The sequence below is a fragment of the Legionella qingyii genome (assembly GCF_003990155.1).
Taxonomy (GTDB): Bacteria; Pseudomonadota; Gammaproteobacteria; order Legionellales; family Legionellaceae; genus Legionella; species Legionella qingyii.
The window spans coordinates 88,978-112,067 of sequence record NZ_RZGX01000007.1; the positions used below are offsets into that span (position 1 = coordinate 88,978).

Sequence of the window (23,090 nt, forward strand, 5' to 3'; positions counted from 1 at the left end):
AAAAAATAAGAAATAACCAACTGATTTTAAATACATTTAATATAATTCTTTTCGCCTTTTAAATAATAATTTATCAAATTCATCCCCCCCCCAACGCAGGATTTCAAAAAGTAAGTTGAAAAAAAATTTGAATCCATTTTTCCGGGCAAAAATCTTTGATTTTTACTACACCAATCCAACCTATTACGATTTTATAATATAATTGCGGCCTAATTGTTTAGGCCTGCTTTCTATTCATCTTCAACTAATTTATACATCAGATTAGTCAGTAGGTTTTACTATCAGGATGATCTTAGCTATCACCGTACTATATGCGGCATCCTAATTCTGTACCCAAAGGTTTGACTTCAAAATCAACGCGCTCTAAATTATCCGAATGTTGTTCACAAAAATTAAGTAACAACGCTAGATTAGTCGCATCAAGCTTAGGCAAAAAAGCTCTTGGTGTACCAAAGCCCATATTTAAAGTCTGAGTAAAGAGATTCCAAAGAAACGCCCCAGACAAATTTGAGAGGACTTTATTACCAACTTCTTGTAAAAAAGAAGGGTCTTCGCCAAAGAACAATTTGTCGCCAAGAATACAATGTAAATTAGATACTGGTTCTTCTCGCACAGATGAAACAAGGTGTACAATATATTTTTTAAATTCATCGTTACAACGATAACCGTATTTTAAGTTGTCACAGGCCATGGCAAAAATAACGCCTCCTAAAAACAAGCAAACCATTTGCTTTTGTTTATCAGGATGAATTATTCCCTTAATGTTTGAGAATGCTGCGTTCATATTTCTCAATATTATATTTGATATCATGGATAATTTGTTATCGTGCCCAGGAATAGCAGAAAAAAGCTTCTTAAGTAGTTCCTGAATATTAACCGTCAAATTAGCACTAGATGCTATCAAATCACGGTAAGGCTCTTCATCAATAATTTCTTGAATCGCAGCGAATGAAATTTGAGATAACTGAGATTGTTCTAGTGTCTCAGGTATTTTAAGAAAAACCTTGGTTGGCATCCCACCTTGATTATTCGAAGCAATGGATAAACAAGGTTTAAATAGTTTTATGCTAGTCGCAACTTGAGCTCTTGTAGTGGCATCTACGCAAGCTTCAATATTTGAAGGATAGGTATAGGTTTTTTCAATTCCATGTAATTTTAAGATATTATTTAGGGCTATAAATAAACTTGATTCTGCCCATGATTGACCAATTATTACCATGTTTTTGATTACAGACAAGACATAATCCAAACCATACTGAGCTATCAAGCTATTCATATAACTTACTGGATCTTGATTTTCATACTTAATATTGGGGTCAATTATTTCAGAAATGGTTCTAAATAAAGAGGAATGTTCTTGCAAAAAAGACTCAAAAGACACTTGAAAATTTGGGGGGGCGACGCGTTCTGCCAAGTCCCTCAGTAGCCTCCAAAAACGAATAACTTTGAGACTATTATCAACAATAATAAGCTTAGGTATATTCTCTTGATTAGCAAGCTCGCAGATTAAACCAAGCGAACGTAAGCCAGAAGTTCCTACTAAAGCAATTTTTCCTGTTGGAGTTACATAGGGCTCTAAGCCTTCGATTTTAGGATCATTGCCTACCAACCATGTGGATTCATAAGTCATACCCACATCTCGCGCATGATAAATACCTAATTTTTTTCGATGTAGTCTTCCCCGGATTGTACTTTGAATACGAGTAATAGATTGTTCTTCTTCGAGCGTATAAAATAATTTGTCGCGCACTTTTATCAAATTGTTGGTGAACTGATGCCGGATTATACACCTTTCTCATTAAGAAAATATTAGTTCTACCCTTTTTACCGTACAACCTGGGTAATTAATTTTCCATGGAGCAATTTGAATTGAGCGAAATGGAAAAAAGCTTAAGACTTACATTTTGACGATCAGCACATTCTGTTCTTTTGCGGGTTTATCTCAGTTTGAGAAATTTCTTACACGAATATGAGATAAAAAGGCGATGATAATTTAAAACATTTTGTTATGCTTAATTAAACGAGGAATGACAGTGGATGTCTTAAAAGGAATTTATAGCATCATGGAAGACGCTATTACCACAAGGATTGTGGTTACCCTCCTCGTATTAGTCTGCATATAAGTCTGATTATGAGCCCATTAATCAGACTTATTCCATTTTTCTTATTTTTAATTCAATTATTTGGCATGATACTTAAGTAAAAATTTCTTTCTATCAAAAATCCAGCCAAGAAAAATATACTCAATCCAATCGCTTTGTTTAACAGCGCAATATTGCCCCATTTGCCTTATTTTTAAGCCATTAATGTTTTTTTCTCAACACTGATATTCAAATGCCATTGAGATCAAATTGAGAGCCAAAAGTATAAATAATATCTTGACTCAAGATCGTTTGTAGTAGATCTTATATTTACGTTATCCTTTCGAGCCAAAAGATGATCACTAAGCTATTTAACTGGCTTCAAAGCGATGAAAAAATTTTTCATCTATCCAATCAAATCCTGTCTCGAGATCTTCTCGAATTGGAACAACTTCAAGCAAATCAGACAAACCGTATGCTTCTGAGTAATGTCCGTCTTGCCAAGTTACAAGGCCATGATCCACGCGATGAGACCAGTAAGTTAGAACAACACATCTTATTCATGGATTATCTTCAATTTTGCAGAGAAAGATTTGATGAGGCTTCGCAAGACTCGTTATACTTAATTACGCTAAAATATCTGCTGTCCAAATCTAATGAAGAAAACCCATTTCCAAGTGCTAAATTGAATGAGTTATTTGAGGCTTTATTGCAGGATAACAAGGACAATACGCTTGCTTTTTATCAACAAAATGAAGCATTATTCAAAGATCTCCCAGAAATTCAAAAACGCGTTGAATCTGAGTTGCGTCAACAGAAATATAATGACGCAACCAAACGAGTTGAACACTATTTAGACCACTTAAGCAACAAGTTATCCAATCAAAAGAATCCTTTGGGAATCATTGGATTATGCAGAGATTGGATTGGTGATACAGAGCAATTTGCCGCATTAATACTCTGGTTATTACAGCTCAATGTAAGCCCTGAACAAATTCTAAAAACCTATTTACTTCATGATTTCTTGAAATACAATTTATTTACGCTACATTCCGAAGACAATGAAGTTTTTTACTTATATGCTTTGCTCAATCATTTTCCTCAAGCCAAGTTACTTTTGGAAGAGGCTCAAAAAACGGGTAGTGATGAACGAGGATTCCAGAACTATGCACTCGATGGAGTCTTGAGTGAGCAACAACTTCAGAATATTCCTAGAAAGGAATGGCCTTTACAATTTTCCTCAACTGCAACGAATTTTTCAGCCTTATACGAACTGTTTGGACAAAAATTCCTAATCGCAGCAGTAATTACTTGTGAAGAGCATAGCAATTCAAAATGGCTAGATGCCTTACGCCACAGTCTGAATGAATCCGAAACGCTCTCAAAGAAACTACCCAGTCTTATTAATGTTATTGCCCGCGAGTCCTCCCCCACAATCTTGGAAAATTTAGCTCATTTAATTGACGATCGAAATGCACAAGAGCTTTTATCCAATAATGAAGGAGCTGTATTTTATCTATTACCCTATAAACCAAAACTCTCTGAATACATCAACGAAAAAAATGTTACTGAGTTTATTCATCAAATCACCCAAAAGCATACTTCTGACCCTGAACTTATTTTCCAATTAACGGCATTATTCTCGCTACTTTCAAAGAAAAAAGGTCCTGTAACCCAACTCGTATTCCAAGCAATTATCGATAATCTTGTGCAACATCCCCTTCTATTTGAAGATGAAAAATTATTGCGTCAGCTAAGAAGATACCCGGATTGCGAGGCCATACTTTCCCAACAAAGTGTACAAATAAAACAGCGTGTCGCTGATTGCATAGTAGAACAAACTGCCGACCTTACATTTAGCGCTCGCAATTATCAGATTATTGAAGATGTTTGGCTTGAAGCAACTCGCAAACTTAACGTATTTACGCTCATCAAACCACAAGCAAAATACAATCTCAATCATAAGTATGCATTGCAAGCAAAAATCGCTGAAACTGCTTTTCTTTATCATAGGACCCAGTTTGATTTGGATGCCTTTATTGATGCGCTCTCTTTACCTCCAATAATACCAGAAAATGGGGTAAGTGAATTCGAGCGTGTTCTTATTGAAATTCTCGCGGCCATTGATAATGAATTAATCAGAAAACAAATCATTGAAAAGCTGGAAAGCCCCCCAGTACAACGACTTAACTGGGCAGAAAAAGAATACGAAGGGAAAACAATTGTTCTTAAGGCAGCAAAATATGGCAATCTTGGTTTAATCGCTCTTTTGGAAAAGCAAATTGCCCCGGAGGATTTTAACAAAGCGATAATTACAGCAGCAAAAGCAAACCAATGGAACGTTGTATCTCATCTGTGTCAAATCGATGTAGTGCAATTGAATGAGGACGAACTCGAACAAATCATACTTTTAGCAGCAGAGCAAGGTCAGTTAAACCTTATAAAGTGCCTCTTAAGCATTTACGATTATGAGCCCTCTACTACAGAAATTAGTAAAATTCTTAATCAGGCCATTAATAATGACAAGCTAAATGTTGTTAAATATTTTTATAATTCTGCCGACAATATGCCAAACCAATCAACAATCAATAAGTTGTTTCATTCGGCAATCGAATTGGGATTTTGGGATATTGCTCTGTTTATGGCGGATTCAGAGCAATATGCCCCCTCTCTCGCTGCTATTGAAAAAGCAATGAATCAAGCAGCAAGTAGTATACATGTAGAGGCAATACAACGGCTTTGTAATTTATCAATAAATGCACCTCGGCCCCATGTCATCCAGAAAGCTTTTTTAAAAGCGTGTCAGGCAGGTCATTTACCCGTAGTTCAATGCCTTAATGAGCTACCTGGAAAATTAGTGCGAGCAGGGTTTGAAGATGCAGTTGACCAGGCCATCATAAACGATCATATGGAAATTGTTACCTTCTTATATAATTCTCCTACATATTCCTCAAATCAAAATTTGGTAAACCATGGACTGATAACCTCAGCAAAAAATGGAAAGTCAGCGCTTGTCGAGTTTTTTTGTTCCATGACAACCAAGATCAAACCGACCCATAATGCGGTGAATCAAGCATTAAATTGGACGGTTAAATGCAATCAACTGGAAACATTGATTACTCTATGTCGTTCATCATTGAATCCGCCGACTAAAGCAGCTATAAGAGATGCGTTGCTACTCGCGGTTAAAGGGGGCAAACAGAGCATCGTTGCCTATTTGTGTAGTCATGAAATGAATTCACTCAATCAGCGTGCTATCGAAGAAGCGTTAAAATCAGCAGTTAAATCTAAACAACCAGAAATTGTTCGATATTTATGTGAACTTTCTGTCAACTCACCGCAAAAAGAATCACTAAAATTAGCGTATAGGAAGGCCCTTGCCAGTGGTCAAACTGAAATTGCTAACTACTTAAATGAGCAATTACACAATAAAATAAGCCATAAAAAAATAGATCCGGAAATGGATGTAAGTTCAGGAACTGACAACGATTCAGAAATTGATACTATTTCAGAAATAGACAGCTTCTCCGGAATTGACGAAGAAACAGATTGCAACCTAACTTTTGAGCACGATGCAGTAATCGATAACAGCTCTGAATCTGAACCGAACGTTGATATTGAAGTCGGAATATCATTAAAAAAACATGGTTTTTTTAAAACAAATACCATACAAGATCCCTCTTCTGTATCCGTTGATTTAACTAAACCATCCATTTTACGTTAACTAGCAACTGACGATACTAAAATGTAGCGTAGCGCCTATACTAAAATGGGAGTATAGGCCAGTTTACTTGGGAGCGCTTTATGCAAGGATATTGTATTCAAGCAGCCATGTTTCGGCTGCCAATCCCTTTTATTAATCGTTTTGTTCATGATTTTTGGATTTTAAAAGCGATTGAAAGTAATTAATTATGAATCCAACTCAATCTAAACAGCATATAAAGTATCCTGCTTTTTATAAAATTAGGACTTCTAAATAACTCCCAATGTCTACTTGAAATTTAGAAGTCCTGAAAATAATTCTTTACCACTATTGGTATTTTATATAGTCTTCGTTTTTTCAATTTGATGAATAAGGATTATTCATGACAAAATTCTCTACGTTCAGCATTTATGAAAATGAAATGCGAGCATTCATAAAAAAGGTTGTCGATACCACGTCTTTAGACCAAGAGCAATTGACTACATGGCTTTATAGTGACGGAGTAATGCAATTTCGTGGCGGTCAAAGTGCCGATTATTATCCTTACGTTGCTCAAAATCTAAAACAATTTGGTCATCGGCCATTAATCTCCAAACAACATTCTATGGGACAAATATTAACGGGCTTTATGACACTAAAAAATGCATTTCTCAACCAGTTTGCCCAAGATCAACCTGAACTCAAAGAACAATTAGAACAATTATTTACCCTCTACCTTTATACCGCCATAGAGAATCACTTACCTTTTATTGCCCTGCAAAGTGAAATTTCTTCTGAATTGAGTGCCTATCAAGATAAAAATGGTCCGCTTGAGCCAGCAGAGGCGCTAAAACTCTCAATTAAGATATTTGAAGAAAAGCGTGTAGCAAATCCTCAGTTGGAAGAAGATTTTAAAAATCAATTAACGCTAATGAATGAGTTTTTAGAGGTTTTAAATAAGCAAGCGACATCTTCTGGACAACAATTCTTTAAACCCAGCGACAACAATCTTAATAGCATAGCCCCACAGCTATTCACAATTAAAAACAGTTAAATCTGCGTTTTTAATTGCCTTGTTCCCTATCCTACATCCCGAGGGTAGCCGCGTGATGTAGGGACGATGCACAGTGCTCCCGGGTCTCACTACATTTCATTTAAGCGACATGAGCTATGCATCACCTAATCATTCTACATCAAAGCGCAATCACATCTGTTTGTGAAGGTATGGAATAGAGCCCCGTTGTGTTTGTATCATTTGAAAAAGTAAGAGTCATACCCAAGTTATTTGCAGGTAAACCATCTATAAGTACATTAAAAGCACCGGTTAAGGGCGTGACTATAAGCATAAACGTCCCTGAAATCACTCCGCCCATAGTTCCAGCCTGATCCCCATTTGATTCGGGAATAATGGTTCCTGTATTACAGCTTGGCGATGAATTGATTAATACGACTGGGACGAAATCCACACTCATAAGCCAAGTACCAATATTCATAAAAGGATTAGGAACACCTCGAGGAGGCATTTTGCATATATCAATTGGACCGGGAGTGAGCACTTCGCCCCCCATCATACACGCCATTGTCATTTGTTCACCCTAATTGAATTTGTTTTGCAGCAATTTTAGTATCACCTTCAGCATGAATTTCCATTTCATCACAATCAATTCGGTAATTGTGTTTTACTATGGTTCGTAATCGACCGAGGAATTGATGTTCCAGTTCATTTACCCAGTGATAAACACGTAATGCCTGGGTATTAATTGTGTCACTAATTGTTTGTATATACTGACAAATCATCTTGAGTGATTGATAGGAAAATTTTAACTCTTCCCCTCGAAAGTGAGCATGTATTATCGAAAACTTTCCCGTATCACAATCAATATTTTGTGATGATGCACTTAAATTAATAGTGTCATCTGCCGTCAGGCTAATCGTAGGTGCATTAAGTTTTAAATTGTTATTCTCGCCAACCAGACTTAAATTATCTCCCAATTTAATCGATAAAGCAGTTGATTGATAACGTTGAATAATCGCTAAAATATAATAATTACTTGCGTCTTTAAATAGTAATACTTCGTCATCAACTAAAGGGGTTATTAAACAGGAAAAAGCTGGCTGAGCACTAACCAATTGTCCTTGGAGAAGGATATGGTAGGTATCATCTGAAAAGAATTTAATCTTTCCCTTCAGCAACTCGCCGTTGGTACTTATACTGGCGACATCAGATTCAAGCATGGTGAATTCCTTAATTTTATGACCATTGTTCTGCTTCCAATAATTCAGGATTTGTTTTCAGTACGGTATCAAGAGCTGCATGCTCCCAATTGACTCGAACTTCGGTAATATGATGCAACGAGGTTAAATTTAAATTTGCCTTAGCGAAATTGCAAGTCGTTAATAAACTGTTATTAAATCGAGCGTAACTGAGTTCAGCTTGTATAAATGAGCTATCACTGATTTCCGACTCTTCAAATAATGATTGCGTTAAGTTAGCAGAATCAAAGAGACAATTTATTATCCTGGACTGATTAAAATTACTTGGGTTTAATTGACATTGAGAAAAATCAACACCCTCTAATTGAGCCTCCTGAAGACATACTGCGGACAAGTTCATTCCTTTAAACGTAGTTTGTTTTATAGTCGTTTTAAATAAATTGATGTGTTTTGTTTCAGATGCGATTGAAAAATCTGTTTCTTGAATTTTCGCCTCAATAAATAAACTTCTATGGAGATTGCAACGGTCAAATTGAATTTGATTAAATTCGCTTGCTTCAAAATTTGCCGCAGTCAAGTTAACCTGTTCAAAGAGGACTGAAAAAAATTTTGCATTTTTTGCAGTTATTTTTTCCATAGTACTATCAATAAATTTACCCTTGGATAAATCGCATTTTGAAAGATTGATTTTTGTCAGATTACAGTTTATGAACTCACAATTTTTAAGATCCTGGCCACGAAATTTGCTGTTAGAAAAATCTGATTCGGTGGCACGAATTTCAATAGAGCCCTCATTGGAGTGGAGATCCGTAGCAATCCAGCTGGACTTGTGGCTTTTTAGTTGACTTATTGTAGAGGAAATTATCGTACATAACTGCATTGTGCATGATTCAAAGGTAACCCGTTCAAACCGGCATTTTTCAAAGACGGATGCAACGAACCGGACATTTTTAAACACCACATTTTTAAATACAACATCCAAAAATATAGCACGGTGTGATTCAATATGTTCAATGGTTATGGAGTCCAGCGACACGTTTTTAATTAGCTCTCTTTTGGATAGTTTAGTTGCTAACTCTTCGGCGTTCATAAGGACTCTTCTTGTTTTAACGAAATATTTCTCACCAAGCAATCCAGTATTTTCACATCATTTTTCTGACAATCGGTAAATGGTATGCTGTATAAATTACAATGATTGAATTCAGTATTTGCAAAAGTTGAACTGTGAAAAATGCCTTGAAAAAAATTGATGTCCTGAAAGAGGCAGGAGTCCACTTTACAATTAACAAACCTGAACTTTTTAGCATTACATTTGCTGAAATTTGATTTTTTTACAGTGCCATTAATAAACTGTGATGAGTTGATATCACAATCGCGAATAGAAATTTGTTCATAACCGCCGCCCAATATTGCCCCTTTGCTCAGATTACACTGCTCGAAATTGGTAGTTGATATGTGAGTATGATCATTACCCCGCAAATTCGTTATCACACATTTTATAAAATCGCCGCGAGTTAATTGAGCATTCATCAGGTTTAAACCAGGCAATGAGCAGTTGGAAAAGCGACACTTAGAAATAATTGTTCCTTTACAGTTCAAATGCTCCAAATTGCTATCTTCCATCATTAGATTATCGATAGTACATTTAGTTAGTGAGAGTTTAGGGGCAAGGACATTGTTCCCGCTCACATTGGATAATTTTGTGTCATCAAAGTGTGCATGAGATAAATCGGCTTGAACAAAATTGGGATTTATCCAAACGCATCTATTAATATTGGCAAATTGCAGCCTTGCTTCAGAAAAATTACACGAATCAAAGCTACTGTCTGAAATATCAAGAAAATTGGCTTTTAGACTGATAAATACGCTTCCATCAAGCTGGCAATTTTTAAGTTTGGCGTAATTTAAAAAAGCTGCAGAAAAATTGCATTCCGTCCCTGAACACCCTTCAAGCTGTGTTTTATGCATATCGCATTCTTTAAAATCAGTCCGATTTAAAGCAGCATTTTTTATTAAAGCCTGCGATAAATCGGCATCAGCCAATATTGCTTCGGATAAATTGGTATTAATCAGGGTTGTTGTTGATAAATTCGCTTTGACCAATCGGGTGCGGGTGAAATTGCATTCGCTTAAATTACAGCCTGATAAATTGATACCTGATAAATCCAAGTCGGATAAATCGATACCCGCCAAATTTTCACTGGAAAATTCTTTTCCCTCTTGAAACGCTCGAATAATATCTTCTCGGGAATAAGCTGATTTTCCAGCTCTCCCAGTGCGAAATTGAGTAAAAGCACTGACTTTATCTAGCCGTGTAAATTGTTGTTTAAATGGTTCAAGCTTCTTTAATATTTCTGATTGTTTCGCTTCCGGCAGCTCATTGTTGATGATTTGTTTTTTAAGATAGTCTAAATGATTTATATGCTGTGGGTTTATGTTCTTTTGAGCGTTTGCAAAAGTAAATTTATCAAATACGGGTACTGGTTGATTTTGATTTTTATAAAACTGTGCTACTTCCTGTAGTATTTCCTGTGGGGTTTTTCCTTTAAAAATCTTTGCTGCTTCAATTTCTTCCAGGCTCTTGTCCGGATGAAAAATTTTAGCAATGTCTTGGAACTCCTTATCTAAATCCAAACCGAGTCCAATCGGAGGAGCTGATCGAGCCTTGGTTCTTGATTCTCTGGGCTTGGCTTGCATAGCCATTTCTTTGGGTTTATTGCGGAGTTTAACGTAATAATCGATATCCTTTTTCGGTTCATTTAAAGATTCACTAACGCTGTAGATAAAATCGATATCATTGGCGGCTATATCCTGAGTATCAAGCATACCATGCCAAATGAGGACTCCTTTTTCTTCATCAGGCAATAACCAGATTGTATCCAAATTTAGATTTAATTCGCTCAAACTCTCCGGACTGTCAATGCGTTTATAAAAACAACGTACACGCAAACCAGGCAGCTGACCGTTAATTATTGATTGTTCAGCATGCATATTGGTACAAGTAAATGCTTCATCACCATTAAAGTAATGCTCATTTTGCTGATCTGCTTCTGCAAGATTAAAATAAAGCCAATCAATGTCAGTAGGATAATAAGGACGTTCGTTTAACAACCAATCCTCGTTAAACGTTCCAAATTTATCCAGTTGGTACTTGCACGTAGGTGAGTGCGGTAGCAATAAGGCCGGCTGAGGGGTATCAGATGGTTGTTTTATCAGTTGTGTCGGTACTTCAACATTTGGCACTTTTATTTCTTTGAAGGAACTGGTTGTTATAAATCCTTTACCATCAGGATTGATATCATGTCCCTTACCACCGTAAGCGTTCGTTAAGCTAATCGGTATACTGCGAAAGCAAGCTGGTTTGGATAAATGGTAGTTTGAATCTACTTCTACCCATTGCCTATCGCCAAAAACAGTTAATTGCTTTTGCATGCCATCGAGCGTTACCTTCACAAAACTTGTGCTGGTATCGTCGTCATAGGCATAACAAGACCCTTTAACAAAAAACTCCGCTTTTTTTTTGGGCATGTATAAATCGATAAATTCGCCCTGGCTGGAGTTAAATGATTTTTTGGCAACCTTCCAAAAATCTGCATAACTCAGAAATTCACCACTTCTTGAAAAGGAAAACATGGCCATAATCGTAACTGCTAACTGCGGTTTACCCTTGTGGCGGTGGTTGAACGTAATGAGAGTGTGTGGTTTATCTTTAAGTATCTTCATCTTTGAAGAGTAATCCTGATGCGGCACATCAACTTTAACAAGTTGATGACAATATGATGGATGAAAAATTTATTGTCAATGTTGTAAAATTAAAAAAAGTGATATTAATGAATCAGCTGGATTAACAAAAGTATGCCGCTTGACAGGCGCAAGAGTACTTCGATATTGTCATCATCATTAGAAGTCCTAACCATTTCAAGGCACAGGAGTGTTAATGAAAACCCAAATAGTGATGCCTCAACTAGAAATTCCAGGAGCTAACACGTCCGAAATCATTGTTTTAGAATTCGAAGGCAAACAGGCTATTTCTGAGTTATATCAGTTTAATATAGAATTTGTGAGCAAAAGCTTAATTCTGGCAAAACAAGTAATCAATCAAAAAGCACAATTAATCTTCCCTAAAAAAATAAGTGGAACGACTCCTCTGCATGGAGAGGTTGTATCCTTTACACAGCTTGATGGGATCGATGAGTACTATAGGTACAAAATTAGCCTAATGCCCAAAGTTAATCGCTTGCAACATACAAAACAAAATGAAATTTTTCTTAAGAAATCGATTCCCCAGATTATTAAAAAGATATTAGATAAAAATGGAATTACACAAGTTGAATTAGATTTGATGATGGAGCACCAGCCCAAAGCGTTTATTTTTCAGTATAATGAAGCGGACTGGAATTTTATTTCACGCTGGATGGAGCGTGAGGGTCTATTTTATTATTTTAGTCAAGATAAAAGTGGCGAAATACTGGTGATTACAGACAGCAACTCAACGCTAAAAAACAACCAGGATATTAACGAAATTTATTATCAGTCCTACACCTTGGCCAGTGAAAAGAACCCCACTGCAAATCTAGTTTATAATTTTCAACTTACCACCAAGGCTCTTCCACAGAAAGTCACTGTAAAATCATACAATCATGCACAATCATCCAAACCCTATACCTCGAAAGCGATAATCGATCCACAAGGTTCTGGTGAAGTATCGTTTTGGACAGAAAACATTAAAAGTAATAAAGAAAACCAGCAAATCGCGAATTTTATTAGTGAAAGTTATAAATGTACAAAAGAAATTCTAACAGGCATTTCTTCAGGTTCGCTCATCATTCCAGGTACTATAATTCATCACCAAAATTTCAAAATTGCCTCATTAAATATTCCAATGTTGATTATTGAAAGTACCTACAGAGGCTCACAAAAAGGTTCATTTTTATCCCTTCATTCAGGAGAAGAGCATTCTCCCGAGGATTATTTCAAATGCGAATATCGAGCCATTGATAAATCGATTGCTTACAGGACTGCCCTACAGGAGAGTATCCCCCGTATTCATGGCTTATTTCCTGCGTTTATTGATCATGAAGGAAATGATGATACGGTACAAATTAATAGCAAAGGAATGTATAAATTTCGCTTTGCAATGAGTGATGACAGTCCAGGAAAAGGCTCTGCCTGGGTGCGGAAAATGGAGTCATACATTGGCGATCAATACGCATTTGATATGCCGCTTCGTAAAGGCGATGAGGTGGTAATCGGTTTTCAATTTGGTAATCCAGACTTGCCGATTATACTTGGGGCAGTGAGCAACTCCACTCATCGAAACATCATTACCTCTAATAGCCAAAATTATATGGGGCTGTACACAAAAGAAAACAATGTATTCATCATAAACGAACAGGATGGTAAGACAAAAGGAATACAATTTTCCACAACGAACAATAATACGACGATGGTACTCGGTACTGATAATGTATTTAACTCACAATTAGATGCCGGCTATTGTCTCAGAACAGACAATAACATATATCAGAGTATTGGAAAAAACTCGGTTACTGATATAGCTAATCATCACGCGGTGAGTGTTGGGGGAGATCATATGATGAGTGTTTCGGGCACCTCGTCGAACACCATTTATGGCGCTGACTATTACTCTTGCTATGGCGCTCGTTCCGTTTCCGTGCTTGGACTCGATTTTGTTTCAAGAACTGGTGCAATAATCGACTCTACATCGGGTTTTCAAGTAAAATTAGGCGGTGGTTGGCGATATGAACAAGATACCTCGACAAGTTTGAAAACAGCACCCGATATTATGCAGGAAGCAGAGGTATCTATTTCACTTACCGTGGGAGCCTCTTCAATTACCATCACTGAAGAGGGAATTACCATCACCGCCCCTACTATTGATCTTGTATCAGAAGCGGCGATCACGTTGGCTACTAACGCGACAATAAATTTAGCAAGTGCTGACGTCAATATATTGGGCAATATATCGGGTGGCCCTATGATGGAATTAGGTGCTACAGGTGGAGAACCTGCAGGCCCCTTAAAAGCTGTCGCAATGGCTCAAGTTATGGCAGATGCAGCTATGAAGGCAGCAAAAAGTTCGCCTCTATACGCGGCGGGGATAGCCACATGGAGTTCTGCCAAACAAGGATTTACAGCGGCAGCGGACGCGTTTGTTGACATGGGTAGCGCATTTAAATCAGAAATAGAGCCACTCATTGGCAAAGCATCTTCCTTAGTTGAGAAAACGGAGCCCATAACTGAGAAAATAAAGACCGGGGTGGGGAAAGTCAAGGGAGGCATAGCGATAGCAAAACAATCGGCTATTTACCCAACAATATCTTATGGGGGTTATTTTACATCATTGGCGGCGAAGTACCAACTATTAGGCCAAGGAATGTCAATCCCTAAATATGAAGCTAAATATGACGAGGACTAATAGATATGTAAGGACCTATTTGACATGCTCGAGATTTATTATCAATTTCAGCCACTTAATTAATAATTACATCGAATAATTTTGCAAATTTGGGGATTTATGCTAGCTTAAATTATATATGAGAAGTTTTTTTTATTTTATCATCCCTTTGATAAGGAAATAAAAAATGACTAATAAGGAACAGTCTGTCGCTCCTAAAGAACGCATTAATATTGTTTATAAAGCCCTCATTGAAGGTGTTGAAGAGGAAATTGAACTTCCTTTACGCCAACTCGTTCTGGGAGAGTTCTATCCTGGTGGAATAAATACCCCTTTAGAAAAACGACGAACAGTAAATATCAATAAAGATAATTTTAATGATGTGCTAAAAGAACACAACATCAAATTATCCGTTCGCGTACCGAATCGTTTTAGTAAAAACAAAGACGACACCGTAAGTGTTGATCTTAAGTTTGAAACGATGAGAGATTTCGATCCGGATGGGATTCTACATCAAGTCCCTCAGTTACAAAAACTGTTTGAGATACGCGAAGCGCTAAAAGCACTGAAGGGACCTCTTGGTAATATTCCAGAATTTCGACGCAGATTGGATGCGATCGTTAAAGATTCCGCAGCACGCGAAGAACTGGTCAAAGAAATTAAAGACAAAAAATAAGCAGTATCGAGTCGCTGAATCAAGGAGACAGCCATGGCTGATGCACAAGATAACGCTAAGAAGAAAGAAGAAAAATCTCTGCAAAAATTATTTGCTGGAACGAATATTACTGATGATGAGGAACAGTATGCCCTCACTCAGAAAGGATTGCTCGCTTTTATAGACAATATTGTCGAAAGCAAACTTACTGATGAAACAGTAACTCCTGCTTTGGTTGATGACATTATCGCAAGTCTGGATAAACAGTTATCTGCTCAAATGGATGAGATTCTCCATAATCCCGAATTTCAAAAACTTGAATCAACATGGCGTAGCTTGAAGTACTTGGTTGATCGCACAGATTTCCGCGAAAACAGCCTGGTGGAGTTCATTCATGTATCAAAAGATGAGCTTTTTGATGATTTTATTGATGCACCTGAAATACCTAAGTCCGGCTTATATAAACAAGTTTATACGAAAGAGTATGGACAGTTTGGTGGTAGGCCTTATGGTGCCATCATCGGAAATTATTCATTTGGCCCAAGTTACAAAGATGTAACCTTACTCAGAAATATCGCTGCAGTTTGCGCCATGGCACATGCTCCTTTTATTGCCGCAGCAAGCCCGGAGTTTTTCAACATCAAATCTATGTCTGAGTTGCCACATTTGAATGACATTGAAGCAATATTTGAAAGCCCTGTTTACATTCCCTGGCACAGCCTGCGTGAATCTGAAGATGCTCGTTATATAGGTCTGGTTCTACCTCGGTTTATGTTGCGGATGCCTTATGGTAAAGACACTTATGGTGTTCGTACGTTTAATTACGAGGAAAATGTAAGTTCCGGTGAAAATGCTTTTTGTTGGGGAAACAGTGCTTTTGCTTTTGCTGGATGCTTATCTCAGAGTTTCGCTAAATATCGTTGGTGCGTCAATATTATTGGTCCCCAAGGCGGAGGGGCTGTTGAGAATTTACCTTCATACTTTTTTGAAGCAATGGGTGAAATTCAATTAAAAATCCCAACAGAATTACTCATTTCAGAACGACGTGAATATGAATTGTCTGAACAAGGATTTATTCCACTCACCATGCGTAAGGGTGCAGATAATGCTGCATTTTTCTCTGCTAACTCAATCCAAAAAGCAAAGCATTTTCCAGATACCCCTGAAGGTAAAACAGCACAAACGAATTATAGTTTAGGAACCCAATTTCCTTATATGTTTATAATTTGCCGACTTGCTCATTACTTAAAAGTAATACAACGTGAAAAAATTGGTCTAGCCAAAGAACGTGATGATATAGAACGTGAATTGAATACCTGGATTAATGGTTATGTTGTTGATATGGATAATCCAGTCCCCGAAGTCAGAGCAAAAAAACCATTGAGGCTTGCCAAAGTCAATGTAGAGGATGTTCCTGGCGAACCTGGATGGTATAAATGTGTATTAATTGTTCGTCCTCATTTCAAATTCATGGGGGCGTATATCACACTCCAATTAACTGGTAGTCTAGATCTTATACAAGGAGAATAAAAGTGGCTTCAAGAGAAAGTGATGGACATGACATAGCCATGTTACCTATACTCCCAGACAGTGAAGTTGCCAGAACTCAGTATAAGTTAATGGCAAAAATAACCACTCAAGCCTCAGGCGTTGTCAAAGGAGGCAGTACTGTAAAAGGATATGAGGGTTGGGTCGCTCTCCTGGACTTCAAACAACGCATCACTCGAGCATTCGATGCGCAAAACCAACTGATCGGCGTTCCCGATTGCAAATATTTTCGCCTTACTGGATTATGGGATCAAGCAGGCGTTGTTCCTCATACTCAAAGTATATTCACAGGTGAAAATATAAATACAGCCCTCATCCATTGCCTGCGTTCCAGTGCTTCAGGCGAGGTTGAAGTAGCTGTCGAGATCACCTTGGAAAATGCCAAAGTACTCGAGGTAGATTATGCCTACTCGCATCCAGCAGGCCCATTATTTATTGTGGACATGCGTCCAACAATTTATAAAGTAATGGATAAAAAGAATAATCAAGAATTCGGTTGGGATTTAACTAAATTAATGCGGGTTGGTTAATGAGAGCAGAGCGTTTAACTGAACGAGTACGTCGTTATGCTCGTCAAGGATCTCCTTTGTCAGCCAAAATGGATTCATCGATATTACTTGAATCCATACGCGACCATATTGAAAAAATACTATCTACGAGACAAGGTAGTGCCCCGATTGACAGGGAATATGGATTATCCGAATTACCAACTCTAGTTGAGGATTATTCGTTTGCTTATCAAGAAGAGCTGAGGACTCATTTGGAGGAAACCATTCTTCGTTATGAACCGCGCCTGGAGTCTGTACAAGTGTCTAAAATCTTAATTGATCCAGGCAAGCAAATCATTACCTGTGATATTTTAGCGCATTTGAACAAGTCATATGATGGCCTCAAGGTTTTCTTTACTACTATTTTAACAAGTAAAGGTCGCGTACTTGTTACGTTGTAAATCAAGGTAGAGACATGATAATCGATTACTACCAGAATGAATTAAATAAAATAAGAAAGCTCGCCAGAGAATATGCCGAGCATTATCCTGCAATTGCCCCTCTGCTCAGAGAGCAAAGTACTGATCCCGATGTTGAACGCATCCTGGAAGGAGTTGCTTTTCTTACGAGCCAGGTACGGATGGTAATTGATGAAAAACTACCAGGCATGGTAGATGATTTAACACAGTTATTTTTTTCTCAGTACTCAAAACCAGTACCAAGCACGTCAGTGATCCAGTTTATTCCTAAGGCCAACTTGGGAGAGGCCCTCATGGTGCCTAAAGGGACTGAGTTAGCATCAATCCCGATTAATGATGTAAAGTGCCTCTTTCGCACTGCAGTACCCATCACCGTTGAACCTGTAATAATTACAGACATTAATTTTCAAGACACAATAAGTGGCGTAAGTCAGATCGAAATTAATTGTCATCTTTGCGGCATCACCTTGAAAAATTGGCAAGCATCTTCCCTACGCTTTTTTATTAATCAGAATTGGCATGATGCCAGCAATACCTTTTATTTACTTCAGCGATATGTACGCAGAATTACCATTGAAGCACCTGGAGAAGATAAACTGGTTTTATCACCTGAGCATCTACAACCGTGTGCATTCGAAAATGAAGAAACTTTATACCCAGCACCTCCTAACATTCATCATCCTCATCGGGTTTTATATGAGTATCTCCATCAACCCTATAAATTTCTATTTCTTCGTTTAATCGGCTTGGAACAATGGCAAAAAGAAACGGATGGGTTTGATTTTAAAATCAACTTTGAGTTAGGCGAAGCGCCTCCATGGGCGGCTAATTTAGATAATTTTCAATTGGTCTTGCATGCCGTACCCATAATTAATTTGTTTTCTCATCATGCAGAACCCATTTACCTTGATCATAAGCAGCCCGACTATCAAATTATTCCCAGTAATGATTTCAATGAAAACTATTCAGTCTATGATGTAAAGCAGGTTACCGGTTATCGCCAACAGGAAAGGAAACGGATCGAATACGATCACTTATTAAATTTTAATCAAGAACTCAATCTAAATTATAAATATATTTATCACCACAGACCTTCTGTTACTGGGCCGGGTCGAAATACCTATATTAGTTTTTTTTATGATTTTGAGAAGGAGTTTCCTGTTGATGAAACTCTATCAATTGAACTCGTATGTAGTAATGGCGCTTTAACCAGGCTCCTGGATAAAGGTGATATTATATTACCTACGGACAGCTCACCTGAGAATCTGACTTACACCAATCTTATTCCGCCATCATCGTTTTTGGTCCCAACTTATGATCGCGGTTTAATCTGGAACTTTCAGTCCCTATTGGCGCTTAATTTACTTCAACTCTTAGATAAAAATCACCTGAAGCATATTTTTAATTTATACATCTATGAAAAAGGAGAAAATTATCAACTGAATATGAGCCGGATAAAAGGGATCGAAAATATAATTGTTGATAAAGCACGTCGCCTCTATTATGGAGAAATGATCCCAGGATCACATATTACCCTAATCTGTGACCCTGATTGCTTTAGATGCATTGGAGATATGTATTTATTTGGCTGCATTATGGATGCTTTTTTTGGATCAAATGCGCCTTTCAACACATTTACTCTACTACATTTGCAAAATGCAAGAACTAAAGAGGTATGGAAATGGCAACCGAGGTTGAACAACCCGAGCTTAATATCTTAGATAAACTACTCACTGAGCCTAAAAGTTTTAATTTTTACCAGGCAATTCGCTTAATTAGCCATCTCTTGGCTTATGAAGCGAAAAAAGGGCTTAAAGGATCATTAGATATCATTCCTTTATTAAGTTTAGCCTTCCCTAAAACAGATATTCATGAGATCCAAAAAAATCAAAAAGATAATCAATTTACACTGACAGCCACTTTTTTTAGTCTTTATGGAACAACCTCTCCCTTACCTACATTTTATACGGAACAATTAATCCAAGATAATGATCTGGATTCTGATGAAATGAAATGCTTACTAGATATTCTTCATAAAAGACTTTACAAGCTGCTGTACGATGCATGGTCAAAAAACAGATTATTCGAACAGTTTTCTGAACAAAATAATGAATTCTATAAAGACGCACTTTATGGATTTATTGGATTAGCAGTCAAAGAGGTACGCGAAAAAATACCTGATTACAATTACCTATTACGGTATGCCAGTCATTGGGTTTCTGATACCAAGTCAATTTGGAGTTTACAGAATCTATTAACTGATTACTTCAAAGTACCATTCAATGTCTATTCATTTTTCCGGTCAATGCAAGATATACCTGAAGAGCAATATTGTCTTATAGGTAAAGAAAATCATTGCTTAAGCAAAACAGCATATCTAGGTAGTCAGTATAAATCGAACAGTAATAGTCTACTCATTTCTATAGGTCCGTTAAGCGCGGATATTTTTCCTACATTTTTAGCAAATACCGAAAATATAACTCGATTAAAATTACTCCTGCAGCTCTATGTGAAAGAACCATTCTCTTATTTTATTGAAGTCATTTTAGATAAAGGTTGCTTCAAACCAATACGGTTGACCTGTGAAACCACAAGTATTTTAGGGGTTGTCAGTTGGTTGTCACCACAGAAAGAAATAGACATGTTTAAAATACGTTACTGGCTAAAATAATCAAACTTAGAATTGTAATATATGATTTCATTGCATTGATTGAATTATAATTTTTTCACTTTGGGAAAGCGTATAGAGGATCTATTGTTTCCTATAGAGTTCTGATACTATGGAATAAATATTCATTTTGTTACTAATTAACGCTCATCTTATGTTAAGGATAATAAAATTAACGTCATGCTAAGAATAATATTTTGTATTTTATTTCTGATGATCGGTGGATGCACTACAGGTGGAAAGGAAAAAGAGCCGCAGTTAGCAAGCAGCTACCAAGATAATGCCATCCTTATTCGGGCTGTAGCCAGTAAGGACTTGAACCAGTATGACCATAGAAAGCACACGTTGAAGTTTGCTGTAGTCCAGGTCGAGAAAATAGAAGATGTACAAAATCAAATAGTGAATGCCGAAGGTATCAGCCAATTGCTTGATGGTGATACGGAAGCAGATAACAGCACGCAAACGAACAAGAAAGTCCATATTCAAACCTTTTTTATTGCGCCAGGTATGACACAAACCTTTACACTTGCTCGCATGGCAGCGGTCAAGAAAATTGTTGTTGTTGCAGGATACTTCAACCTAACTCCTGCAAATGCAGTACGCGTCTATGAAATTCCTGTATTTAAAAAATGGAATCCACTTACTTTTTGGAAAAAAACAAAACAAATGGGACGAATTGCCATTTATCTTGAATTTGGGTCACAAGGAATTAACTATACTGAAAGTTCTTCGAAAAAGACAATAATCACGAAACAGAAGAATCGTGAATCCTTAAAAAAATATTGGGATAAATAAATATGATTTGGAATACACCAATTGATTGGGAACATGGACTTTTTTTACAGCCCCAACATTTTCAATATACTGAACTCAATCAACATTATATACACTCTCAATTTTTACGCTATATAACCCCCTTTTTTTGGGGATTTACTGATTTAGTAGTTAATGAAAAATCACTAAAGAGCGGCATTTTCGACGTGGAAAAAATGGCCTTTTTTTTACCCTCTGGCGAGTTTGTCGAAATTGATGTTAATGCTAAATTTTTACCTCGTTCTTTTATGTCGGAATGGCCAGCGAATGCAAACTCACTGAAAGTGTATATCGGTGTGAAAGAGCTTTCGAAAAATATAGGCAACGTAACTGTTGTAGAGAATCTGGACAATTTAAGCAATGTGAATACTCGTTTTATTAGTTGGAATGCGGGTGATGAACTTCCAGACTACTATCATCAAGGAGCACAAGCTCATCTGAGATGCTTATACTATGTTGTCAAATTATTTTGGGAATTCGAAATTGAAAATACCCATAATTACTCGATCATCCAAGTAGCAGAATTGAGACGCACAACAAAAGATGAAGTTGTTTATGATCCTAATTTTTATCCTTCCTGTGTCAGTCTCACCGCACACAAAAATCTCAATTCATTAATGAATCATCTTCTAAGTGATTTAGTTAAGACAACGAGTAAATTAGAAAAATTTAAACAGCCACTTGATTCATACAGTACCCAAGTAGATAAAAGTAACTTCGGACGTTTATTTTCTTTACGTTCTTTATTACGAAATGTCCCGGTTATGGAACATTATCTCAATGCCAAAACGGTTCACCCATGGCAAGTGTTCGGTCTGCTTCAGCATATGATTGGTGAATTAAGTTTTTATTCTACGGAGATTAACTTTTTCGAAGGTGGGAGTGGTAATGTATCGGCTATACCTATCTACGATCACAGTAATTTGAGTAAAAGTTTTAACCTGATTATCGAGTTAATGAATAAGCTATTAATCGCCATTACGGCTGATCCCGATCGCATCCGACGCATGGTTAAAGAGAAAAATCATTATTGGGCCGATCTGGGTAATAATTTTATCCAAAAAAACAGAAATTATTTCTTAGTTATGTATGCACAAAATGATCAAGAGGAAATTGCTGAAATGATAAAAGATTTTGGTAAGTTATGTGCTCATTCAGAAATTGAAAATTATATAGACTTTGCTTTACCTGGAGCACCGATTTCCAGACTTATCTCAGCTCCAGAGGGAGTACCTAAAGGTGCGAACTGCCTTTATTATCATATTGATCATAATTCGGTAATGTGGTCCAAAATCGAGTTGGAACGCAAAGTTGCCTTTTACCTTGGAAAAACACCTGTAGACATCGTGATCGATATTGTCGCGGTAGGAGGGTAAGGTGAATCTTCAAACTATTTTTTATGAATTATTTAAATACGTCTGGGGTTTAAATACAAATCAGTTCGCGACAGTGAGCTATGATGAATTCAGGGGCAAAGTTACTTCTTTAATTGCTCAGATTAAATTAAAAGAAAATGAAGTTGATAAGCATAATCTGAATTCCGCTTTATTTGCGGTTTGTGCCTGGATTGATGAATTGGTACAAAAAACAAGTTGGTCCGGTGTTAGACAGTGGCAAGACAAATTATTACAAGCTGAGTATTTTAATACAACAAGCGCCGGGGAGGAGTTTTTTGTCCGCTTAAGCAAGATCCCAAGCAAACAAGAAGACCTGGTTAGAATTTATTACCGATGTTTGGTCCTAGGATTTGAAGGTGTTTATCATAAACCCCTGGATAAACCTGATTTATTAAAATATAAAAATTTTGCATTAGAACAACTAAGTCATGGGTTAAACATGACAAACTACCCTTCTGAATTTGTTGCATTTCCTTTGGCTTATAAGAATGATAATTTACAAATTATCCCTCCAAAATTAGATCAGTATCGAAGTGTACTTTGGTGGTTGTTACCTATTCCAGTGATTTTAATCATTTATTTCTTTTTTTATTTTGTAATTAATAATACAGTAACTAATTATTTACATTTAATTAAGTAAGCAAGAG

Annotated in this window: 17 protein-coding genes; 12 read left to right on the top strand and 5 right to left on the bottom strand. The window is 36.9% G+C overall.

Annotation, left to right across the window (positions count from 1 at the left end; all coding sequences use genetic code 11):
• Positions 1 to 307: 307 nt before the first annotated feature.
• Entirely contained in the window at positions 308 to 1,750 is a 1,443-nt protein-coding gene (locus tag ELY20_RS06745) for a hypothetical protein (RefSeq protein WP_126955502.1), read from the bottom strand.
• Between the two features lie 686 nt (positions 1,751 to 2,436).
• Here ELY20_RS06745 and ELY20_RS06750 point away from each other — a divergent pair.
• Positions 2,437 to 5,805 carry an ankyrin repeat domain-containing protein gene (locus ELY20_RS06750; RefSeq protein WP_110141835.1) on the top strand — a complete coding sequence of 1,123 codons (3,369 nt, stop codon included), beginning with the start codon at positions 2,437 to 2,439 and terminating at the stop codon, positions 5,803 to 5,805.
• Positions 5,806 to 6,166: 361 nt separating this feature from the next.
• Positions 6,167 to 6,817 (top strand): hypothetical protein, encoded by a 651-nt coding sequence (locus tag ELY20_RS06755; RefSeq protein ID WP_110141834.1) that lies wholly within the window; start codon positions 6,167 to 6,169, stop codon positions 6,815 to 6,817.
• Positions 6,818 to 6,956: 139 nt separating this feature from the next.
• On the opposite strand, the gene ELY20_RS06760 is transcribed toward ELY20_RS06755, so the two are convergent.
• The 4 genes from ELY20_RS06760 to ELY20_RS06775 are packed head-to-tail and all read right to left on the bottom strand — an operon-like array spanning position 6,957 to position 11,700.
• Complete coding sequence (locus ELY20_RS06760; RefSeq protein WP_110141833.1) at positions 6,957 to 7,349, bottom strand: PAAR-like domain-containing protein; 393 nt, start codon at positions 7,347 to 7,349, stop codon at positions 6,957 to 6,959.
• 4 nt (positions 7,350 to 7,353) lie between these two features.
• Positions 7,354 to 7,998 carry a DUF3540 domain-containing protein gene (locus ELY20_RS06765; protein ID WP_110141832.1) on the bottom strand — a complete coding sequence of 215 codons (645 nt, stop codon included), beginning with the start codon at positions 7,996 to 7,998 and terminating at the stop codon, positions 7,354 to 7,356.
• 16 nt (positions 7,999 to 8,014) lie between these two features.
• Complete coding sequence (locus ELY20_RS06770; protein ID WP_110141831.1) at positions 8,015 to 9,067, bottom strand: pentapeptide repeat-containing protein; 1,053 nt, start codon at positions 9,065 to 9,067, stop codon at positions 8,015 to 8,017.
• Positions 9,064 to 11,700: a DUF2169 family type VI secretion system accessory protein gene (locus ELY20_RS06775; protein WP_110141830.1), complete on the bottom strand. Its 2,637-nt coding sequence runs from the start codon at positions 11,698 to 11,700 to the stop codon at positions 9,064 to 9,066. Before ELY20_RS06775 ends, ELY20_RS06770 begins: the two co-directional genes overlap by 4 nt.
• Positions 11,701 to 11,914: 214 nt before the next feature.
• Here ELY20_RS06775 and ELY20_RS06780 point away from each other — a divergent pair, with 214 nt between their 5' ends.
• The 10 genes from ELY20_RS06780 (at position 11,915) to ELY20_RS06825 (ending at position 23,083) form a co-directional block, all read left to right on the top strand.
• Positions 11,915 to 14,416, top strand: a complete 2,502-nt coding sequence (locus tag ELY20_RS06780) for a type VI secretion system Vgr family protein (RefSeq protein ID WP_110141829.1) — start codon at positions 11,915 to 11,917, stop codon at positions 14,414 to 14,416.
• Between the two features lie 166 nt (positions 14,417 to 14,582).
• Positions 14,583 to 15,071, top strand: a complete 489-nt coding sequence (tssB, locus tag ELY20_RS06785; protein ID WP_110141828.1) for a type VI secretion system contractile sheath small subunit — start codon at positions 14,583 to 14,585, stop codon at positions 15,069 to 15,071.
• Positions 15,072 to 15,104: 33 nt separating this feature from the next.
• Positions 15,105 to 16,580, top strand: a complete 1,476-nt coding sequence (gene tssC, locus ELY20_RS06790; RefSeq protein WP_110141827.1) for a type VI secretion system contractile sheath large subunit — start codon at positions 15,105 to 15,107, stop codon at positions 16,578 to 16,580.
• A gap of 2 nt (positions 16,581 to 16,582) precedes the next feature.
• Entirely contained in the window at positions 16,583 to 17,128 is a 546-nt protein-coding gene (locus ELY20_RS06795; RefSeq protein ID WP_110141826.1) for a type VI secretion system tube protein Hcp, read from the top strand.
• Entirely contained in the window at positions 17,128 to 17,547 is a 420-nt protein-coding gene (gene tssE, locus ELY20_RS06800; protein ID WP_110141825.1) for a type VI secretion system baseplate subunit TssE, read from the top strand. The genes ELY20_RS06795 and tssE overlap by 1 nt, the downstream gene beginning before the upstream one ends.
• 14 nt (positions 17,548 to 17,561) lie before the next feature.
• Positions 17,562 to 19,286 carry a type VI secretion system baseplate subunit TssF gene (tssF, locus tag ELY20_RS06805; protein WP_110141824.1) on the top strand — a complete coding sequence of 575 codons (1,725 nt, stop codon included), beginning with the start codon at positions 17,562 to 17,564 and terminating at the stop codon, positions 19,284 to 19,286.
• On the top strand, positions 19,247 to 20,236 hold the full coding sequence (tssG, locus tag ELY20_RS06810; protein ID WP_158618868.1) for a type VI secretion system baseplate subunit TssG: 990 nt from the start codon (positions 19,247 to 19,249) through the stop codon (positions 20,234 to 20,236). The genes tssF and tssG overlap by 40 nt, the downstream gene beginning before the upstream one ends.
• Positions 20,237 to 20,413: 177 nt before the next feature.
• The gene (locus tag ELY20_RS06815) at positions 20,414 to 21,028 is read left to right on the top strand and encodes a type VI secretion lipoprotein TssJ (protein WP_110141822.1); all 615 of its coding nucleotides are present in this window, start codon (positions 20,414 to 20,416) and stop codon (positions 21,026 to 21,028) included.
• 2 nt (positions 21,029 to 21,030) lie between these two features.
• Positions 21,031 to 22,422, top strand: coding sequence for a type VI secretion system baseplate subunit TssK (tssK, locus tag ELY20_RS06820; protein ID WP_110141821.1), 1,392 nt, complete (start codon positions 21,031 to 21,033; stop codon positions 22,420 to 22,422).
• A gap of 1 nt (position 22,423) precedes the next feature.
• Positions 22,424 to 23,083, top strand: coding sequence for a DotU family type IV/VI secretion system protein (locus ELY20_RS06825; protein WP_110141820.1), 660 nt, complete (start codon positions 22,424 to 22,426; stop codon positions 23,081 to 23,083).
• Positions 23,084 to 23,090 lie beyond the last annotated feature (7 nt).

Bases quoted from the DNA above. Each gene is read 5' to 3' on its own strand.
- ELY20_RS06750 (WP_110141835.1), top strand. From the start codon at position 2,437: ATGATCACTAAGCTATTTAACTGGCTTCAAAGCGATGAAAAAATTTTT.
- ELY20_RS06755 (WP_110141834.1), top strand. From the start codon at position 6,167: ATGACAAAATTCTCTACGTTCAGCATTTATGAAAATGAAATGCGAGCA.
- ELY20_RS06760 (WP_110141833.1), bottom strand. From the start codon at position 7,349: ATGACAATGGCGTGTATGATGGGGGGCGAAGTGCTCACTCCCGGTCCA.
- ELY20_RS06765 (WP_110141832.1), bottom strand. From the start codon at position 7,998: ATGCTTGAATCTGATGTCGCCAGTATAAGTACCAACGGCGAGTTGCTG.
- ELY20_RS06770 (WP_110141831.1), bottom strand. From the start codon at position 9,067: ATGAACGCCGAAGAGTTAGCAACTAAACTATCCAAAAGAGAGCTAATT.
- ELY20_RS06775 (WP_110141830.1), bottom strand. From the start codon at position 11,700: ATGAAGATACTTAAAGATAAACCACACACTCTCATTACGTTCAACCAC.
- ELY20_RS06780 (WP_110141829.1), top strand. From the start codon at position 11,915: ATGAAAACCCAAATAGTGATGCCTCAACTAGAAATTCCAGGAGCTAAC.
- tssB (WP_110141828.1), top strand. From the start codon at position 14,583: ATGACTAATAAGGAACAGTCTGTCGCTCCTAAAGAACGCATTAATATT.
- tssC (WP_110141827.1), top strand. From the start codon at position 15,105: ATGGCTGATGCACAAGATAACGCTAAGAAGAAAGAAGAAAAATCTCTG.
- tssE (WP_110141825.1), top strand. From the start codon at position 17,128: ATGAGAGCAGAGCGTTTAACTGAACGAGTACGTCGTTATGCTCGTCAA.
- tssF (WP_110141824.1), top strand. From the start codon at position 17,562: ATGATAATCGATTACTACCAGAATGAATTAAATAAAATAAGAAAGCTC.
- tssG (WP_158618868.1), top strand. From the start codon at position 19,247: ATGGCAACCGAGGTTGAACAACCCGAGCTTAATATCTTAGATAAACTA.
- ELY20_RS06815 (WP_110141822.1), top strand. From the start codon at position 20,414: ATGCTAAGAATAATATTTTGTATTTTATTTCTGATGATCGGTGGATGC.
- tssK (WP_110141821.1), top strand. From the start codon at position 21,031: ATGATTTGGAATACACCAATTGATTGGGAACATGGACTTTTTTTACAG.